Origin of the sequence: Mesorhizobium sp. NZP2298 (assembly GCF_013170825.1) — a bacterium.
Lineage (GTDB): Bacteria > Pseudomonadota > Alphaproteobacteria > Rhizobiales > Rhizobiaceae > Mesorhizobium.
In genome coordinates this window covers 2,325,873-2,341,454 of sequence record NZ_CP033365.1, presented here as the reverse complement: position 1 = coordinate 2,341,454, position 15,582 = coordinate 2,325,873, and the positions used below count along the sequence as shown (strand labels likewise).

The window sequence follows — 15,582 nt, the reverse complement described above, 5'->3', positions numbered from 1 at the left end:
GTGAAGCGCTGGTTCGCGTCAAGGCCGCCGGCATCAATCCGGTCGATGGCGCGATTTTACCAGCCGGATCAGCGACATCGATCTGGTGCTGGGCCCAATCGGCGGCGAGCACGCAGAACACTTTCTGAAGGTCATCACGAATGGGGTGTGCTGGTGTCCTTGCTGAACCTGAACGACACAACCGGGGGCACAGGCCAGCGCGCGACCGCTAACGCCTTTCTCGCCACCAGACCGATCGGCAAGGTGGCGCTAACGGTCTGACCGCGGGAAATTGCCTCAGGACCAGGAACCTGTCTGGAAAAGCAAAAGGGCGCGGAGTACCGCGCCCTTTGACTGTGCCAGGCCGGCTCTAGTGCCGGTATTGCTGGATGCGCGTGGTGCGCAGCCCGGCAAGGCCATATTCGTCGATCGACGCCTGCCAGGACAGGAATTCCTCGGTGGTCAGCTTGTAGCGCTGGCATGCCTCTTCAAGGCTCAAAAGCCCGCCGCGCACCGCCGCGACCACTTCCGCCTTGCGCCGGATAACCCAGCGACGCGTGTTCGTCGGCGGCAGATCGGCAATCGTAAGAGGGCTGCCGTCAGGCCCAATAACATACTTGACTCTAGGTCTAACCAGATCGGTCATCGTACTCTCTACAAAAAACTCAAAGACCCAATCCCCGCCACGTTACCGCCACAGCTTTAAAAATTGCCTAAGCAGACCCTAATGACTAGGTAAGGATCGTGAACGGCGCGTTAGTCTTTTCGCAGGCATTTGAAACATCGGGCTCGAAGCCTTGAATTGGTTGGGAAAAATCCGACGGATGGCGGATCGTCAGCAATCCGTGAATCGGCGTGCAAGCTGGCGTCGTGGGAAAGCTTGACCTATATTCTCGACATTGGCATTCAGACGCCGCGCAGAATGAAAGCATCATGAACAGTCTCGACCTTCCCGGACGTCCCGAAAACACCCGCATCGTCGTCGCCATGTCGGGCGGCGTGGATTCGTCCGTGGTCGCCGGCCTGTTGAAGCGCGAGGGCTATGATGTCGTCGGCGTCACCTTGCAGCTTTACGACCACGGCGCGGCGACACACCGGGCTGGCTCATGCTGCGCCGGACAGGACATCGACGATGCCCGCCGCGTCTCGGAGACGTTGGGCATTCCCCACTATGTGCTCGACTATGAGGAGCGTTTCCGCAAGGCGGTCATCGACCCCTTCGCCGAGAGCTATGTCGCCGGCGAGACCCCCATTCCTTGCGTCTCCTGCAACCAGACGGTGAAGTTCGCCGATCTCCTGGCCACCGCCAAGGAGCTTGGCGCCGACGCCCTCGCCACCGGCCACTATATCCGCTCCGGCGCCAATGGCGCCCACCGCGCGCTCTACCGGCCGGTCGATGCCGATCGCGACCAGAGCTATTTCCTGTTTGCCACCACGCAGGCGCAGATCGACTATCTGCGCTTTCCCCTGGGCGGCCTGTCGAAGCCGCAGGTTCGCGCGATTGCCGAGGAGATGGGGCTGACGGTGGCCGCCAAGCAGGACAGCCAGGACATCTGCTTCGTGCCGCAGGGCAAATATTCCGATATCATCGCCAAGCTGAAGCCGTCCGCCGCCAATCCGGGCGACATCGTGCACATCGATGGCCGCGTGCTCGGCCGCCATGAAGGCATCCTGCGCTACACGATCGGCCAGCGCCGCGGCATCGGCATCGCCTCCGGCGAGCCGCTTTATGTCGTCCATCTCGACGCCGAACGGGCCCGCGTCGTGGTCGGCCCGCGCGAGGCGCTGGAGACGCACAAGATCTATCTGCGCAACATGAACTGGCTTGGCGACGGCCCGCTCGCCAATGTGCCCGCCGGCGGCATCGAACTGTTCGCCAAGGTGCGCTCCACCAGGCCGCCGCGTCCAGCGGTGCTGCGCCATGAGGCAGGCGTGACATCAGTCGAATTGGCGGACGGCGAATCCGGCATCGCGCCCGGACAGGCGTGCGTGCTCTATTCCGATGACGGCAACGAAGCCCGCATCTTCGGCGGCGGTTTCATCGAGCGCTCCGAGCGTGGCGCCGAGGCCGAGGCCATGCTGACGAGGCTGGCGGCAAGGCCGGCGCGAATTCCCGCCGAATAGACGGCCGGCGCCTTCTCAGTCTTTCGATTTGGTGTGGGTGACCGTTCCCGCCGTCAGGATGCGCAGCACCCTGATCGCTTCCTCGCCGCTGGTACGCGGTTCGGACCGCGTCTCGATGCAGTGGATGAAATGCTCCAGCTCGCGCGTCAGCGGCATGCCTTGCGCGACCGCGACATAGGATGGCTCGTTGGTGGTGAACGCCCATTGGCCGCTGTCCTGCCAGACCGCGTGGCGGTAGACGGCAAGCTTGCGCTCCCACGGCTCGACATCGTCGAACACCGCCATCGCCTTGGTGCCGACCACGGTCAGACGCCGCTCGCGGTAGGGATTGAGCCGCGAGGTGAAAAGATGGCTGCGCAGGCCGTTGGGGAAGCGCATGTGCAGATGCGCGAAGTCGCTGAGATTGTCGAGGAGTGCGGCGCCCTCGCCGCGCACCTCGATCGGCTCGGTGCCGGTTATGGCCAGGATCATCGACAAATCATGCGGCGCCAGATCCCACAGCGCATCGTTCTCGGTGTGGAACTTGCCAAGGCCGAGCCGGTGCGAATGTATGTAGCGGACCTCACCGAGCTCGCCATTGTCGATCAGCCCCTTCAGCGTCTCGAAGGCGGGATGGAAACGCAGGACATGGCCAACCATGAAGACGCGACCATTGTCCTTCGCCGCCTGCACCGCACGCTCGGCATCCGGCACCGTCAGCGCGATCGGCTTTTCCACCAGCAGGTCCTTGCCGCTTTCGGCGGCGCGCACGGAAAGGTCGGCATGGAACTGCGGCGGCAAGGCCATGACGATGGCGTCGATATCGTCCCGGCCAAACAGCTGGTCGGGATCGATCGCCAGGCAATCCTGTTCGCTGGCAAAGCCTTCGGCTCGCGCCCGGTTGACGTCGGAAACCGCGTACAGCGCGCCAAGCGCCTTGAGGGTGCGGATATGGTTGCTGCCCCAGTATCCGCAACCGAGGACTGCAATGCGCGGCTTCATCTGTTTCAACTCTAAAAACTCTTGGCCGAGACATAGCGACGTGCCCCTTCGAACTCAACCCCGGCGGTTGCAACCAAATGTCCACGCGGCAAAGCTTTTTTCGGCAATGAGAATATGCGGCGATAAGGAATGCTTCGAAGCTTGACAGGCTCGCCCTCCCAACCTTATATCCGCGCGACCTTGGCGAACGCCTCGAAATGCCTTTCGATTTAAGGTGGATTTCGGGCCTTTCGCCGCCCTGGCGGGGTAGCTCAGTTGGTTAGAGCACGGGAATCATAATCCTGGGGTCGGGGGTTCAAGTCCCTCTCCCGCTACCAAATTTCTTAATAAATATTAGTGACTTACAGAGAGGACATGCCGGTAGGCTGCCTTAGATTCATAAGTCTTGCATACCCCACGCCACTCCTACACCATTTCCCAGTTCGTTCAGCTATAGCTACATCGGTCAACAAAGTGGGCGAGAGCGCCACCCCGGGGCACCTCGTTGGAGATGATCGGTATGGTACTCGAGCATTGGGCTGGCGCGTCCTGCAAGACCTCGCCATCTTCGTGGAATGGAGCCGGAGGCCGTCATGACTGATTCCGAGGAAGCAGAATGCCGTGCCGCTCTCCGCTATCCTATCCGGGACTGGACAGCAGGAAGATCATGATGCGTCCCTAGGTGGGCATCTCGCAACTCCGAAGGCGCCCCGCTACCGGGCTAGTGCGCCATGAGGATCGGAACGGAACAGTTGTCGAGAAGTGATCTCGTCGCACCGCCAAGGATGGCCTCGCGAAAGCGGGAATGCACGAAGGCCCCCATGACAATCATGTCGACGTCCTCGTCGGCGGCAAATGATCTTATCCGTGCTCCAACATCGCCTTTCCCTTCGGCAAGGGTTGCGAGTCTGCATGTTATGTCGTGCCGCGCGAGATAGGTCGACAGGTCAGCGCCTGGCGCCATGCGTGACAGATCCTTCTCATTGGTCACGGTCACCGCAACGACCGACTTCGCCGTGGCCAGAAGGCCAAGGGCGTCCTTCACTGCACGCGCGGCGCGCGCGCTTCCGTCCCAGGCAATCGCCATTCTGCCCGAAGCGGAAAAAACGCCGGATGGCGGGACGACAATAACGGGGCGGCCGCTGTCGAAAAGCGCGTCCTCAATAGCATTTCGCGCTAACTCATCAGCTGCATCCGCAGCATCCAGCACGGTCAGGTCGTGGACCCGAGCTAACTGGACAAAGCGGGCGTCTCGCCGCTCGAAGGGCGAATGTGCCTGCTCCGCGACAAGGTCGACATTCGCCCGGGAAATGAGCTCGCTGGCGCCGTGCAATGTCGCGGACGACAGTCGCTCGAGCCGGTCAACCTCCTGCTCAACCCACGTCGAAGCTGTTCCTGCCGTCAAAGGGAAGGGTTGCGGCAACGGTGATGGGAGAACATACAGTGACAGCGATGCGCCATGCGCAGATGCCAGATCGATAGCGTATTTGACGGCAGCTGTAGTCTGGAAGACTTCCATGGCAGGAATGCCGACCAGGATGCATTTTGGGCCATCGGCGCTTATTTTCGAGTCCTTACTCATCGGTCGTGCAAGCTCCTCATGTAAGCGATGAATCGCGTCGATTTGCTCAGGGCTTGCCACGAACTCCGGCTATCCGGATGTCCGGTCGAAATCCCGGTTGAGCCTGATGTCCTCTTGACCGACCGCAAAGCGCGCAATTTCGACAACATGCTCGCCATCCGCCTGACTTCAAGGAGACGGTTGCGTCAGCGTAGCCTCCTTTTCGCCCGGATTGTCATGATCCTGGGTAATCTGGCCGTCGATGACTTCGATCATGCGATCGCAACGGTCGGCGAGATCATGGTTGTGTGTGACAATCAAGAAGGTCGTCCCACGCTCCCTGTTGAACCGCCGCATCAACTCGAAGACGCCGTCGGCCGAGACGGTATCGAGATTGCCCGTTGGTTCATCGGCGAGCACCAGCGAAGGGTTCATCACCAGGGCGCGGGCAATGGCGACGCGCTGCTGCTGGCCGCCGGACATGTTCATCGCCCGATTGTCGCGCCAACGCCCAAGGCCGACCTGGTCGAGGAGTTCGTCGGCGCGTCGCGCCATCGTCGCGTCAGGCCGGCCATGGTCGACAAGCATCGGCATCATCACATTTTCATGCGCGGTGAAGGCTGAGATCAAATAGTGGTACTGGAAGACAAAGCCGATGGCGTGGCCACGCAGGTGGGTCAATGATGCCTCCGAAAGCCGCGTCGTGTCTTCGCCCGCAATTGACAGGCGGCCGGAAGTCGGGCGGTCGAGCAGCCCTATGATATTGAGAAGCGTGCTCTTGCCGGAGCCGGACGGGCCCATCAATGCCACAAATTCTCCCGCGCGCATGGCAAGGTCGATACCGTGGAGCACTTCGGTCTCGACGGGCGTGCCGACGTTGAAGGACTTGCGAATGCCTTCGAGGGCAAGCAGATCAGCCACGGATCGCCTCCACCGGATCGAGGCTTGCGGCGCGCAGCGCCGGCACAATTCCCGCTACAACGCCGGTGAGTGTGGCAAGTGCTGCCGATGATAAGAAGAGACTTGGCTCGATCACGAGAGGGAACAACTCCGAACCGTTAGCCTGGCGGGCATAGCGATGCCAAACCAGCAGTGCGGCAGCGCCGAGGACGGAACCGACGAGCGAGCCGAGGAAGCCGAGCACGCCACCCTGGATGAGGAATATCCTCAGGATCTGTCCGCGCGAACTTCCCATGGCGCGCAGGATGCCGATGTCCTTCGAACGCTGGAGGACCGACACCACGAGCACGGCCGCGATACCGAATGCGACCGACAAGCCTACGAAGAGGCGAATGAGCGTACTGGAGAGGTTCTGGGCGCTGATGGCGGTGAAGAACTGGGCGTTGGTTTTGATCCAGCTGTCAGCCTCAATGGGAAGGGTGGCTTGGATATCTTGCGCGACGGTCTCGGCCGCATAGACGTCGGTGACGGTTAGGTCGATCGTCGTCACGCCGCCGATCAGGTCAAGCAGGCTTTGCGCTGTTCGCAGCGCGACATAGGTGTTGCGCTCATTCGCTCCTTTGCTGCCGAGGTCGAAGATGCCTTGGATGGTCAGGATGCGGCTGCCACCCGCGGCCGTGGTCACGTTGAGCTTGTCGCCGACCGTCGCCCCAAGGTCGTTGGCGAGATCGACGCCGACAAGGATATCGTCGGAGCCAAGGCTGGAATCACCGACGGTGATGTAGTCTGGGACGCGCACGATGCGGAAGTAGTCGTCCGGTTCCATCCCAAGGATGCTGATGCTGCGGCTGGCATCGCCCCGCACCGCAAGAGCTGAGCCCGACACGGTGGGTGACGCGATGACCACGTCCTGGCGCGACCGCATCGTCGCAAGGATCGTCTGCCACTGATCGACAGACAGGATGCGCTGCGTCGGCCGCTGCACGATGGCCGCCTCGATCACCCCATCGTCGTGCAGCCTTAGCGGCCGGGCGACTTCATCGGGCGGCACGATTTGGATCTGCGGCTGCGAGGTGAGCACCCGGTTGGTGAAATTGGTCTGGACACTGGTAAGCATGGCTGACATGAACACGATCACGCCAACGCCGATGGCAATGCCGCTAAGGATAAAGCCCGTCTGCATCCGTCCTTCGGCCAGGAACCTGAGTGCCGCGATCCAGGCGAATGTCAGCCAGCGCTTCACGGCGTCACCGGTCTGATACGCTGGCCCGCTCTGACACCCGCGGCAACCGGGACGACAAGGTCGCCCTGCGAAAGACCGTCCAGTATCTCGACTTGGTCACTTGCCCGAAGGCCGGTCCGGACTGCCTGTTCGCTCGGCCGGCCATTGCGAACCACAAGAACCCAAGGTGACGCAGATGTGGGATCATGCACCACTCGAGCCGGAACAATGAGTGTTGACGTACGCTTGTCGACGCTGATGTCCACTGACACTGTCATGTCCTGGCGCAAGTAGGTCGGGGGCTTTGTGACCGTGAGTTTCACCTCGATAGATGCGCGCGCGATGTCGACAGATGGGTTGATGTACGATACCTCGGCATCGAAACGCTGGTTGGGATAGGCATCCGCCGACGCTATCGCCGCCTGTCCCATTTCAAGCAGGCCGAGATTCTTCTCGTCGATCTGAAGCACCAATTGGATGTTGCCGGCGGGCGCAAGCACAAGAAGCGCGTTTCCTGGCTGGACAACGGCGCCGCGCTCGACATTGCGGGTTATGAGAACCCCGTCTCGAGGTGATCTGATGGTGGCATAGGCGAGGCGGGCCTGCGCGGTCGCAAGATTGGCCTGCGCCTGCCCTAGTTGCGTTTGCGCCATCACATAGTCGCTGCCGTCGGGCTGCGAGGTGTAGACTTCCAACTCCGCGGTGCGGACCTGCGTATGTGCGACGTCAAGATCCTTCGTAGCAGCGTCGAGGGTCGCCTGGGTGCCGAAGCCTGTCCTGGAAAGCTGATCCGCCCTCTGGAAGGCTGCCTCCGCGTTGACGAGTGTGGCGCGCGCCTGCTTCAATGCCTCCTGGGCCGCCGGCAAGGTGAGTTCGCGTATCTGCCGCATTCGCGCATCGGCCTGCGCGACGGCGCCTTGCGCTTCGACCATCGCAGCCTTGAGCTCCGTGGGTTCGAGGGCAATGAGCGGCTGCCCCTGCTTGACGGTTTGTCCTTCGTCGACCAGCACGTCCTCTACCGTGCCGGTGATCTGGCTCCCGATATCGACGCGGTAAGGCGTCTCCACATGGCCGCTGGCGACGACGGTTTTCACGAGATCGCCGCGGACCACGGGATAGACGACGACTTCGGGACCCACCAGCCAGCGCGCAAGCGCCAAGGCAATTGCGACCGCCAGCACAAAAAGTGTCGCCAGCGACCATTTATGGACCCAGGCAAAATGCCCCGCAGCGGACAGGCGGGATTTGCGCGATGTGGCTGGGTGCAGGTCAGTATTGGTTTGTAACATGACGGCTCCGAGGAAAGCAGCGCACTCCTCCAGTAGACTTGGCGCACGCCTGTCACCTTGCGCCAAGTCAAATGCCGTGCGGTTGCCGATAATTGCCCTTTGTCTGGGTGAACCGATGCTCTCGGGGCATATGAAGGACGATTTTTCCGTCGTTGGTTCTGATGAGTATCGTGCGGCCGATTCGAGGTTCGCCCCGCTTGTTGGACAGCCTCATTCTTCCAATCTCGCCAATGCGTCGGGCAAATCTCGATCCGCTCCTGCGTTCCGGATTTGATCCAGCCGTGGAGAGCACGCCGGCAAGCAAAAACAAACGCGTGTGGACCATCCCGGTCTATCACGGCCACTTCAAGATCCCGATCAGAAGGTGCGGTTGATATCGGTTGCCACATTCTGTGCTTGTTGCCGCGAACAGCTTTGACCTAAGCAAATACACGTCTCACTGGATGGCCAGGAAATACATGCCTCCGTCACGATAGATACCGAGCAGTAGAGAGCCGGAGGGAGATTGATGTACCAGCTCCAATACTTCTTCTGGCGAATGAACGACCTGCTGATTGACGCTCAGGATCACGTCGTCCGCCGCCAGACCGGCATCAGCCGCTCCGCTGTCTTCTCCCACCGCCAGAACCAGGGCTCCGTCCGCCTTTTTGTTTCCCATTCCCGATATCGTCTCGAAATCGCTGAGGATGACTGAGTCGAGATGACCCACCCCCGCGATCTGCGTCTGGCGAGCGTTTCCCTCCATGGAAAGTCTAGCCGTAATGGTCAATGGACTGCCGTGACGGATCATCGACAACTTCGCGGAAGTATCCGGCGACATCGCGCTCATGATGTTCTTGAGACGAGCCGCATTTTCCACGCTTGCTCCGTTTATCGCGGTGATGATGTCACCCACAGCAACACCAGCCCCTTCAGCCACTGAACCTGACAAAATCTGGTTCACAACAGCTCCCGATTGTATGTCGATACGAAACGCCTTGGCGAGATTCGGCGTAAGATCCTGCACCACCACCCCGAGCTGCACGCGTCGTACCTCACCGTAGGCAACAAGCTGTTCCGTTATCTGTTTTGCCATCGCGGCCGGAATGGCAAAGCCGATGCCGACATTTCCACCGTTTGGCCCGATGATCGCGCTGCTGATTCCGACGAGTTTACCATCGAGGCCGACGAGGGGGCCGCCCGAATTGCCTGGGTTGATCGAGGCATCGGTCTGGACATAATTTTCGTAGCCGCTTCCCAGTCCTGACCGGCCTAGTGCGCTGACGATACCCATCGTCGCCGTTTGCCCTAACCCAAACGGATTGCCAATCGCGACGACATAATCGCCGACGCGGAGTTTTGAAGAATCTCCGAAAGGCAGTGCCGTCAGATGGTCGGCCGCGATCTTTATGACGGCGAGATCTGTTTCGGCATCGTTTCCGACGAGCTGAGCCTGGAAGGTGCGGCCGTCATTGAGGATGACTTCGATTGTGTCCCCATTCTGGATGACATGGTTGTTGGTGAGGATGTATCCATTCGCGGCATCGATGATGACGCCGGCACCTGCCGCGACGAACCCGCGTTGTTGTCCGGCATCCCCGGAAAGAGCGGAGAATTGTTGGGGCAGGGAATCCGAGGCATTTGTGTCTGGAGGCGATCCATTCTGGCCTTGCACCACGATGCTAACGACGGTTGGAAGGACCCGTTCGAGCATTGGAGCGAGCGAGGCTTGGGTCGTTGGAACAAATGAGAACGCTGCCTTTACGGGGCATGTCATCGACGCAACCGAAAGGGCGAACCACACGACCGTCACTAATATGCGTAGAGAGAAAGTGATCATCATCGATCCATGTCATCGTCACGGAGACACGCATTTTCGGCAAGCGCTGATTCCTGCCCAAGATCAACCGAAGTTGCCCTTGCTGGAAACGACCGCGACGCCAACTTGCGATTCGTCGATCTTTGCCAACCGCGTGCTCCAGCTTTGATCCCCTGTCGTTCAGGCGGCTGTGCAGGTTCTGGCGCGCTTTTCATGCAACCCCTTGGGCATCTAACACCTGAAGTCTATGACGGCTGGCGAGTTGCCGTTTTGAGCCGGATCAAGTGCGCTGCGGAATATTGATGAGCCGGCTTGGGTAGGAGATCTTGGTTTTTCCGTGCGCCGATGGCCCGTCAAACAGCTACATGGGTCTTATGATCAATCCCGCGCGGTCCAAGGAATGATCCTCTTCCAATTTTGACGGCTGCAAGCGCGTTGCATGCTTGCGGCACTTAAATTCGCGTCGATTTGCGCTAGCTCAAGGATTTCCGCGTGCAGCCGGATCTAGTGGCTATCAGGGGCATTCGAACTTTTATCGGAGTAGGCAAATGGCTGGTCACACCTGGAAACTTATTTCCCGTACGGGGCTCAATATTATCGTGCGGCCGGCGGGCGCGGATGACGATGCAATCCTTGATGAGCTATTTCATCACGTGCGCCTAGAAGATTTGCACTTCCGTTTCTTGGCAGGCATGAGGCAAGTGCCGCCGGAGCAGATCCATGAAATGACCCACGTCGACCATCGCACGGTAGAAACCTATATCGGCTTTCTCGAAGACAATCATACTCCGGTTGCCACGGCCATGCTGGCACGGGAAGGCACGAGCGGCCGTGGTGAGGTCGCAATTTCGATCCGCGCCGACTACAGGGATCATGGAATTGGTTGGGAAATGCTCGCCTTCGTGGTCGGTCAAGCTGAAAGATGGGGGTTGAAGGTGATTGAATCGATCGAGAGCCGAGCCAGTCACGACGCGATCGAGTTGGAGAAAAACATGGGGTTTACCGTCCATTCATATCCGGATGACCCCACGCTTTTGCTCGTTTCGAAGAAACTGGGAACCGCCTGACTCTCTTTGCGCGGTTTCGATCAGTCCCAGAATGGCTTTGCCTTGCCGAGTTTGTCATGAATATGAGTGCTTGATCGCACAAGCTTCTCACTTCGCGCTGCTTCGGTGCCCGAGACGACCCCTGCAAAGAACGCAATCTGCCGGGCATTTGGATTTGCTGCGGACGATGTGTCCTCGACCATCGATCTGCACAACTGAGTATGTCCGACAATGTCGTTGAGATTGCCGAGATGGTCCTGCAGGCGCTCCAGGATGCGCAGAAATTTTGCCTGGTGTCTCTTTGAGGTTTCGCTCTGGAAAAGGCTCTGGAAGAATTCGCTGCCATAGCGAAGTTTTTTTGCCGCGATACGCAGCTTGTGCCGCTGGCGAGCATCAAGGTCGTCTAGCTTCCTGCTCCGCTTTACGATCTTCGAGGTTCGTGATGAAAGCGCTTGGCGGGCAAAGTCGTCGATGTTGTGATCCTTGAGACTGCCACGCAATGCGTCATCCGATATTATCCAGTCTCCGGCTTGGATCCATTCAGCCGTGTCAAGAAGCAGATTGCGGAACCTATCGGTCTCGATAGCCGTGCGTGCTCGGGCTTCTGCTTGCGCCCGAAGCCGGCCGACCTCTCCATCGAAAACCTTGAAAGCATCGTCGCCAGCGTATGCCTTCCGCAGGCGTGCGAGGATGCCAGCCGAGAAGACGTGGAGTTCTCTCGCTTGAGCGAGCTCATCAGCGAGCCATTTCAGCTCCGTCTTGATCAGGGCGCTTTGCCGGTCGCCGAGCATCTGTGAAAAGAGCGAAATAGCAGCGAGTAATCGCCGGAGCCCGACGCGCATCTGGTGAACGCCTTCCGGATCGCCACGATTTACCGCCTCCCAATTGGCGGTGATCTGACGGAGGCAGGATTCCGCAATTTGCCGAAAAGCTGCCGTGACGTCCGTGCCGGACTGAAGTGTGATTTTCCCAGCGAGAGCCGCTTGCGCAGGTTCGTCATCGATCAATTCATATCCGCGCTCCGCCTTACTGCGGACTGAAAGCCGCAATGGCGCAGCGTTCGCGAGCGACCGGGCCAACTTGAACAGTTCCGTGCGATCTCCCTGCTTGAGCTCGATCTCGATCTCGCAAATCGCTTCGGTCTTATTGCCGGTCACGATCTGGCCGTGGTCAAGCGCGAGTTCCATGGTGGCATGAGCGGTCTTGATGGGGAGCGTCTTTCGTTCGGTTTGGGTCTGGAAGACCGGTTTCAGTGCCCGGGCAAACTTCTTTGACAGCAGTGGTTTCAGAGCCGTATCGCCGGCCGCGTCGAGATCGGGTATCGTTCCCTCTATCTCGGTTTCCCACTCGCCTCGCGTGGTGAGGTCTGGAGAAGAGCTGTGCTCGCACTTGACTGTCTGGATATGGTGCCGTCCGTCGGAGCGAACACGAAGTGATATGCCAGCCTTCCGCAGTTTGGATTTATCCGTATCGAAGTAGACGGAATTGAGCTGCTTCGTCTCGGCTGCTTCCGCTGCCTGCCGCACCATTGGAACGTTCTCTATGGATGGGAACGATGCCAGTGGCAGTTCCAACTTAAGCTCGATTTCCTGGTGACTCGACATGGGTTTTGGAACGTCTCCCTTGAGTATCAAACAGCACGACGCAAAGCGGTGTTTCGCATGCTTGTCCTTGTGGTCGTCTGGGTGAGTCCGACTATCGCCGAGACGGTATCAGTCAACGGCTTTCTCGCATCAATCCTGCTCAACTCTATGCCGTCGGCGCCAGTTGGCGAGACAACACTTCGACTGTTGCATCGGATGGGCCGATATTGGTCCGCGCTGCAAGCGCAGTCCGACCGATCTTGGCCAGGATACGTGCAGCTCGACATTGTTCTGGAGTGATCACCACGGTGAATAAGTGCTCCTCCAATCGGTTCGACATTTCGGTCTCGTTCCGAAGCAAGATAGGTGGCGATCAATCGCGCCGGTCGCCAGTGAACTGGAGCAGCATGACGAAGAGGTTGATGAAATCGAGATAGAGGGTTAGCGCGCCGATCAGGGCCTTTTTCGATGACGCTTCATCCCAATCACCTTCCACATAGATATCCTTGATCCGTTGCGTATCGTAGGCCGTGAGGCCAATGAAGAGCACTACACCTATCAGGGAGATGGCAAATTCAAGAGCGGAGGAGCCGACGAAAAGATTGATCAGGCTCGCCAGGATGATGCCGATCAGCCCCATGAACAGAAACGAGCCCACACGCGTCAGATCGCGCCCGGTCGTGTATCCGTAAAGGCTCATAGCCCCGAAGGTCGCCGCAGCGATGAAGAAGGTCCTGGTGACACTCGCGCCTGTGTAGACCAGAAAAATTCCCGAGAGAGACAGGCCCATCAAGACCGCATAAATCCAGAACGTCGTTTGCGCCGCGGCGAGGCTCATCCGGTCAATTCGAAAACTGAGGAAAATGACGGCGACGAGGGGAGCAAACATCACCACCCAGATCAGCGGCGTGCCTGCGATTTGCTCATAGAAGCCTGTTGTCGCCGCGAGATAGCCGGCCGCACCGCTGACGAGCAGGCCGCCGCCCATGAAGTTGTAGACCTTGAGCATGTACTGGCGCAGACCCGGATCGAAATCAGCGGCAGTGTGCGAACCCACATCGAAGCCGGTTCTACGGATATTTCCGGGGCTGCGCGCCATGGGTTTGCTCCATCATCACGATTTGAGAAGGAACGTTCGCACCATATTGACCGCTCTGAATTGACTCGGATCAACGTCCGCTCTTCTGCACTCTGTTTTGATTTCAGCAGATTGGTAGTGGAGAGCGACGTCATGGTCGGAATTACATTAAGCCCTGAACAGATCCGAACCGCCCCACCCGAGGTGCGCCAGTGGCTGGAGCATGAGATTGCCGCGTCCCTCGGTTTGCGGGCCGGTTCCGGGGTGGCGGTGGCGAACCCGCCGCATCTGGTTGCCTGCACGCCGCAGGAGGCGATGACTGTCTATGCGGCTATCCGCGGCATGTTGCCTGTCGTCAACGTCTTCTTCGAGCTCGGCCGCGAGGGCGAGAGCATCGGGCAGGAAGGTGTGGAGGCGTTCCGGCTCGTGGACATGCAGCGGCATGCGCGCCTGCCCGGCATGCAGCAAGTATCGGCCTGCCTCGAGGTCATCGACCAAGCGTTCCGGCAGATCCGCAACGATGCCGGAGCGACACTCTATGCCATGGATCCTAAGGGCTATTGCGTCATTGCGACCGAGACCCAATACGCCATCACGGCCGTCTGGAACGAAGTGGTGTCGTCCCAACAATTGCCGATGGCTGGCAATCCGTCCGGCAATGAAGCCGCTGTTTCCCGGCCGGCGCCTTTCCCATTTGTAGAAACCTCCGGCACGGTTCCGCCGACTTCCATCCATATGGACGGCCTTGCGCCTGCGGCGACTGCCAGCGGGGCAGTTGCTAATGTTCAGCCGAATGGTCAGGCTGCCTGATCTCCACTATTCGTTGCCCTCCCAAGTCGTTTAACGACACTGAACTACCCCGGCCCTTCCGGGGTTTTCTTTTTTCAGCACCCCTAGGAAGGCCATCCCGGTATCAGCGCTACTGCATGGTCAGCAGCGCCTTGCGGAACCGGAGCGACGCGAGCCAGAAAAACAGGACTCCTATAAGAACGAGCGCCAGCATCTGTGGCCACACGATTGCCAAGCCCGCGCCGCGATAGAGGACCGCCTGTGACAGGGCGACGAAATGCGTCGACGGTGAGATCATCATCGCTTTCTGAAGCCAGGTCGGCATGCTCTCCATTGGGGTCGTACTGCCCGACAGAAGGTTCATGACCACCAGAACCGGCATGGCGATCAGGCCAAACTGAGCCATGGAGGTCGACACGGTGGCGATGAGAATGCCGAGCGCTGTGACTGAGAAGAGGTAAAGGACCGCAGACATCACGAACAGCGTAAGCGAGCCGGCGACGGGAACGCCCAACAAAAGCTCGACGACCATAAGCAGCGACAGGATCGCCGCTACCACGATGACCAGACCATTTGCCCATATCTTGGCGAGCATGATCTCGACAGGCCTTACGGGCATGACGAGAAGGTGCTCAATCGTGCCGTGCTCACGCTCACGGATGAGAGCCGCGCCTGCCAGAATTACCGCGAGAATGCTGATATTGTTGATCACCTGCATGACGGCGGTGAACCATTCGGATTTGAGATTGGGATTGAACTTGGCGCGGACCACGAGTTGAATTGGATCGATCTGCGCAACGTTGGGCATCGCGGTGAGCACTTCCTGGAAGAGGATGCTCTGGATGTAGGAGGCGCCGTTGCCGGCCTGTGACATGGCGGTCGCGTCGATGTCGAGGCCAATCGAAGGATGCCGGCCGGCGATCACGTCCTGCTCGAGTTTCGGCGGTATTTCGACGACGAAGACGAAGCGTCCGGAATCCATGGCCGGATCGATCTGATCCGCGTCGATCAATACAGGCTCCTTGAAGAAAGGTTTCATGAGCGCGTCGCGCAGCCGGGCGGAAAGCATGGAATGGTCTTCGTCGACGACGGCGACGGATGCATTCTCCACCTCGAATTTCGCGCCCGTCGCCACGGTATAGATGGCGAAGGTGAAAGTATAAAGGATCAGCAGCATCAGGACCGGATCGGATCGAAGGCTATAGAGTTCCTTGACACCAAGGCGCAGAATCCTGACCAAGGAAGCGATCATC

Annotated in this window: 13 protein-coding genes and 1 tRNA gene; 4 read left to right on the top strand and 10 right to left on the bottom strand. The window is 59.4% G+C overall.

Annotated features, from left to right (window positions below; genetic code table 11):
- Positions 1–349 precede the first annotated feature (349 nt).
- Positions 350–625, bottom strand: a complete 276-nt coding sequence (gene sciP / locus EB231_RS11255; protein WP_006203587.1) for a CtrA inhibitor SciP — start codon at positions 623–625, stop codon at positions 350–352.
- Positions 626–912: 287 nt separating this feature from the next.
- Between sciP and mnmA the strand changes: the two genes are divergently transcribed.
- On the top strand, positions 913–2,103 hold the full coding sequence (mnmA, locus tag EB231_RS11250) for a tRNA 2-thiouridine(34) synthase MnmA (protein ID WP_172348867.1): 1,191 nt from the start codon (positions 913–915) through the stop codon (positions 2,101–2,103).
- Between the two features lie 15 nt (positions 2,104–2,118).
- On the opposite strand, the gene EB231_RS11245 is transcribed toward mnmA, so the two are convergent.
- Positions 2,119–3,084, bottom strand: coding sequence for a Gfo/Idh/MocA family protein (locus tag EB231_RS11245; RefSeq protein WP_172348866.1), 966 nt, complete (start codon positions 3,082–3,084; stop codon positions 2,119–2,121).
- 240 nt (positions 3,085–3,324) lie between these two features.
- On the opposite strand from EB231_RS11245, the gene EB231_RS11240 reads away from it, so the two are divergent.
- A tRNA-Met gene (locus tag EB231_RS11240) sits at positions 3,325–3,401 on the top strand.
- Positions 3,402–3,784: 383 nt separating this feature from the next.
- On the opposite strand, the gene EB231_RS11235 is transcribed toward EB231_RS11240, so the two are convergent.
- The 5 genes from EB231_RS11235 to EB231_RS11215 all read right to left on the bottom strand — a co-directional run bounded on the left by EB231_RS11235 (position 3,785) and on the right by EB231_RS11215 (position 9,857).
- Entirely contained in the window at positions 3,785–4,645 is an 861-nt protein-coding gene (locus EB231_RS11235) for a universal stress protein (protein WP_172348865.1), read from the bottom strand.
- A 168-nt stretch (positions 4,646–4,813) separates the two neighbouring features.
- On the bottom strand, positions 4,814–5,545 hold the full coding sequence (locus EB231_RS11230; RefSeq protein ID WP_172348864.1) for an ABC transporter ATP-binding protein: 732 nt from the start codon (positions 5,543–5,545) through the stop codon (positions 4,814–4,816).
- On the bottom strand, positions 5,538–6,767 hold the full coding sequence (locus EB231_RS11225; protein WP_172348863.1) for an ABC transporter permease: 1,230 nt from the start codon (positions 6,765–6,767) through the stop codon (positions 5,538–5,540). Before EB231_RS11225 ends, EB231_RS11230 begins: the two co-directional genes overlap by 8 nt.
- Positions 6,764–8,035: an efflux RND transporter periplasmic adaptor subunit gene (locus tag EB231_RS11220; protein WP_172352869.1), complete on the bottom strand. Its 1,272-nt coding sequence runs from the start codon at positions 8,033–8,035 to the stop codon at positions 6,764–6,766. The genes EB231_RS11225 and EB231_RS11220 overlap by 4 nt, the downstream gene beginning before the upstream one ends.
- 436 nt (positions 8,036–8,471) lie before the next feature.
- Positions 8,472–9,857: a trypsin-like peptidase domain-containing protein gene (locus tag EB231_RS11215; protein WP_172348862.1), complete on the bottom strand. Its 1,386-nt coding sequence runs from the start codon at positions 9,855–9,857 to the stop codon at positions 8,472–8,474.
- Positions 9,858–10,381: 524 nt separating this feature from the next.
- Between EB231_RS11215 and EB231_RS11210 the strand changes: the two genes are divergently transcribed.
- Positions 10,382–10,900 (top strand): GNAT family N-acetyltransferase, encoded by a 519-nt coding sequence (locus tag EB231_RS11210; RefSeq protein WP_172348861.1) that lies wholly within the window; start codon positions 10,382–10,384, stop codon positions 10,898–10,900.
- Positions 10,901–10,920: 20 nt separating this feature from the next.
- On the opposite strand, the gene EB231_RS11205 is transcribed toward EB231_RS11210, so the two are convergent.
- Entirely contained in the window at positions 10,921–12,483 is a 1,563-nt protein-coding gene (locus EB231_RS11205) for a CYTH and CHAD domain-containing protein (protein ID WP_206681906.1), read from the bottom strand.
- 352 nt (positions 12,484–12,835) lie between these two features.
- Complete coding sequence (locus tag EB231_RS11200; protein ID WP_172348859.1) at positions 12,836–13,561, bottom strand: Bax inhibitor-1/YccA family protein; 726 nt, start codon at positions 13,559–13,561, stop codon at positions 12,836–12,838.
- Between the two features lie 132 nt (positions 13,562–13,693).
- Between EB231_RS11200 and EB231_RS11195 the strand changes: the two genes are divergently transcribed.
- Positions 13,694–14,350: a hypothetical protein gene (locus tag EB231_RS11195; protein ID WP_206681905.1), complete on the top strand. Its 657-nt coding sequence runs from the start codon at positions 13,694–13,696 to the stop codon at positions 14,348–14,350.
- A 109-nt stretch (positions 14,351–14,459) separates the two neighbouring features.
- Here the strand turns inward: EB231_RS11195 and EB231_RS11190 are convergent, their stop codons facing one another.
- Positions 14,460–15,581, bottom strand: a complete 1,122-nt coding sequence (locus tag EB231_RS11190) for an ABC transporter permease (RefSeq protein ID WP_172348858.1) — start codon at positions 15,579–15,581, stop codon at positions 14,460–14,462.
- Position 15,582: the final 1 nt, after the last annotated feature.

Bases quoted from the DNA above. Each gene is read 5' to 3' on its own strand.
- EB231_RS11235 (WP_172348865.1), bottom strand. From the start codon at position 4,645: ATGAGTAAGGACTCGAAAATAAGCGCCGATGGCCCAAAATGCATCCTG.
- EB231_RS11190 (WP_172348858.1), bottom strand. From the start codon at position 15,581: ATGATCGCTTCCTTGGTCAGGATTCTGCGCCTTGGTGTCAAGGAACTC.
- EB231_RS11210 (WP_172348861.1), top strand. From the start codon at position 10,382: ATGGCTGGTCACACCTGGAAACTTATTTCCCGTACGGGGCTCAATATT.
- EB231_RS11200 (WP_172348859.1), bottom strand. From the start codon at position 13,561: ATGGCGCGCAGCCCCGGAAATATCCGTAGAACCGGCTTCGATGTGGGT.
- sciP (WP_006203587.1), bottom strand. From the start codon at position 625: ATGACCGATCTGGTTAGACCTAGAGTCAAGTATGTTATTGGGCCTGAC.
- EB231_RS11195 (WP_206681905.1), top strand. From the start codon at position 13,694: ATGGTCGGAATTACATTAAGCCCTGAACAGATCCGAACCGCCCCACCC.
- mnmA (WP_172348867.1), top strand. From the start codon at position 913: ATGAACAGTCTCGACCTTCCCGGACGTCCCGAAAACACCCGCATCGTC.
- EB231_RS11205 (WP_206681906.1), bottom strand. From the start codon at position 12,483: ATGTCGAGTCACCAGGAAATCGAGCTTAAGTTGGAACTGCCACTGGCA.
- EB231_RS11245 (WP_172348866.1), bottom strand. From the start codon at position 3,084: ATGAAGCCGCGCATTGCAGTCCTCGGTTGCGGATACTGGGGCAGCAAC.
- EB231_RS11220 (WP_172352869.1), bottom strand. From the start codon at position 8,035: ATGTTACAAACCAATACTGACCTGCACCCAGCCACATCGCGCAAATCC.
- EB231_RS11215 (WP_172348862.1), bottom strand. From the start codon at position 9,857: ATGATGATCACTTTCTCTCTACGCATATTAGTGACGGTCGTGTGGTTC.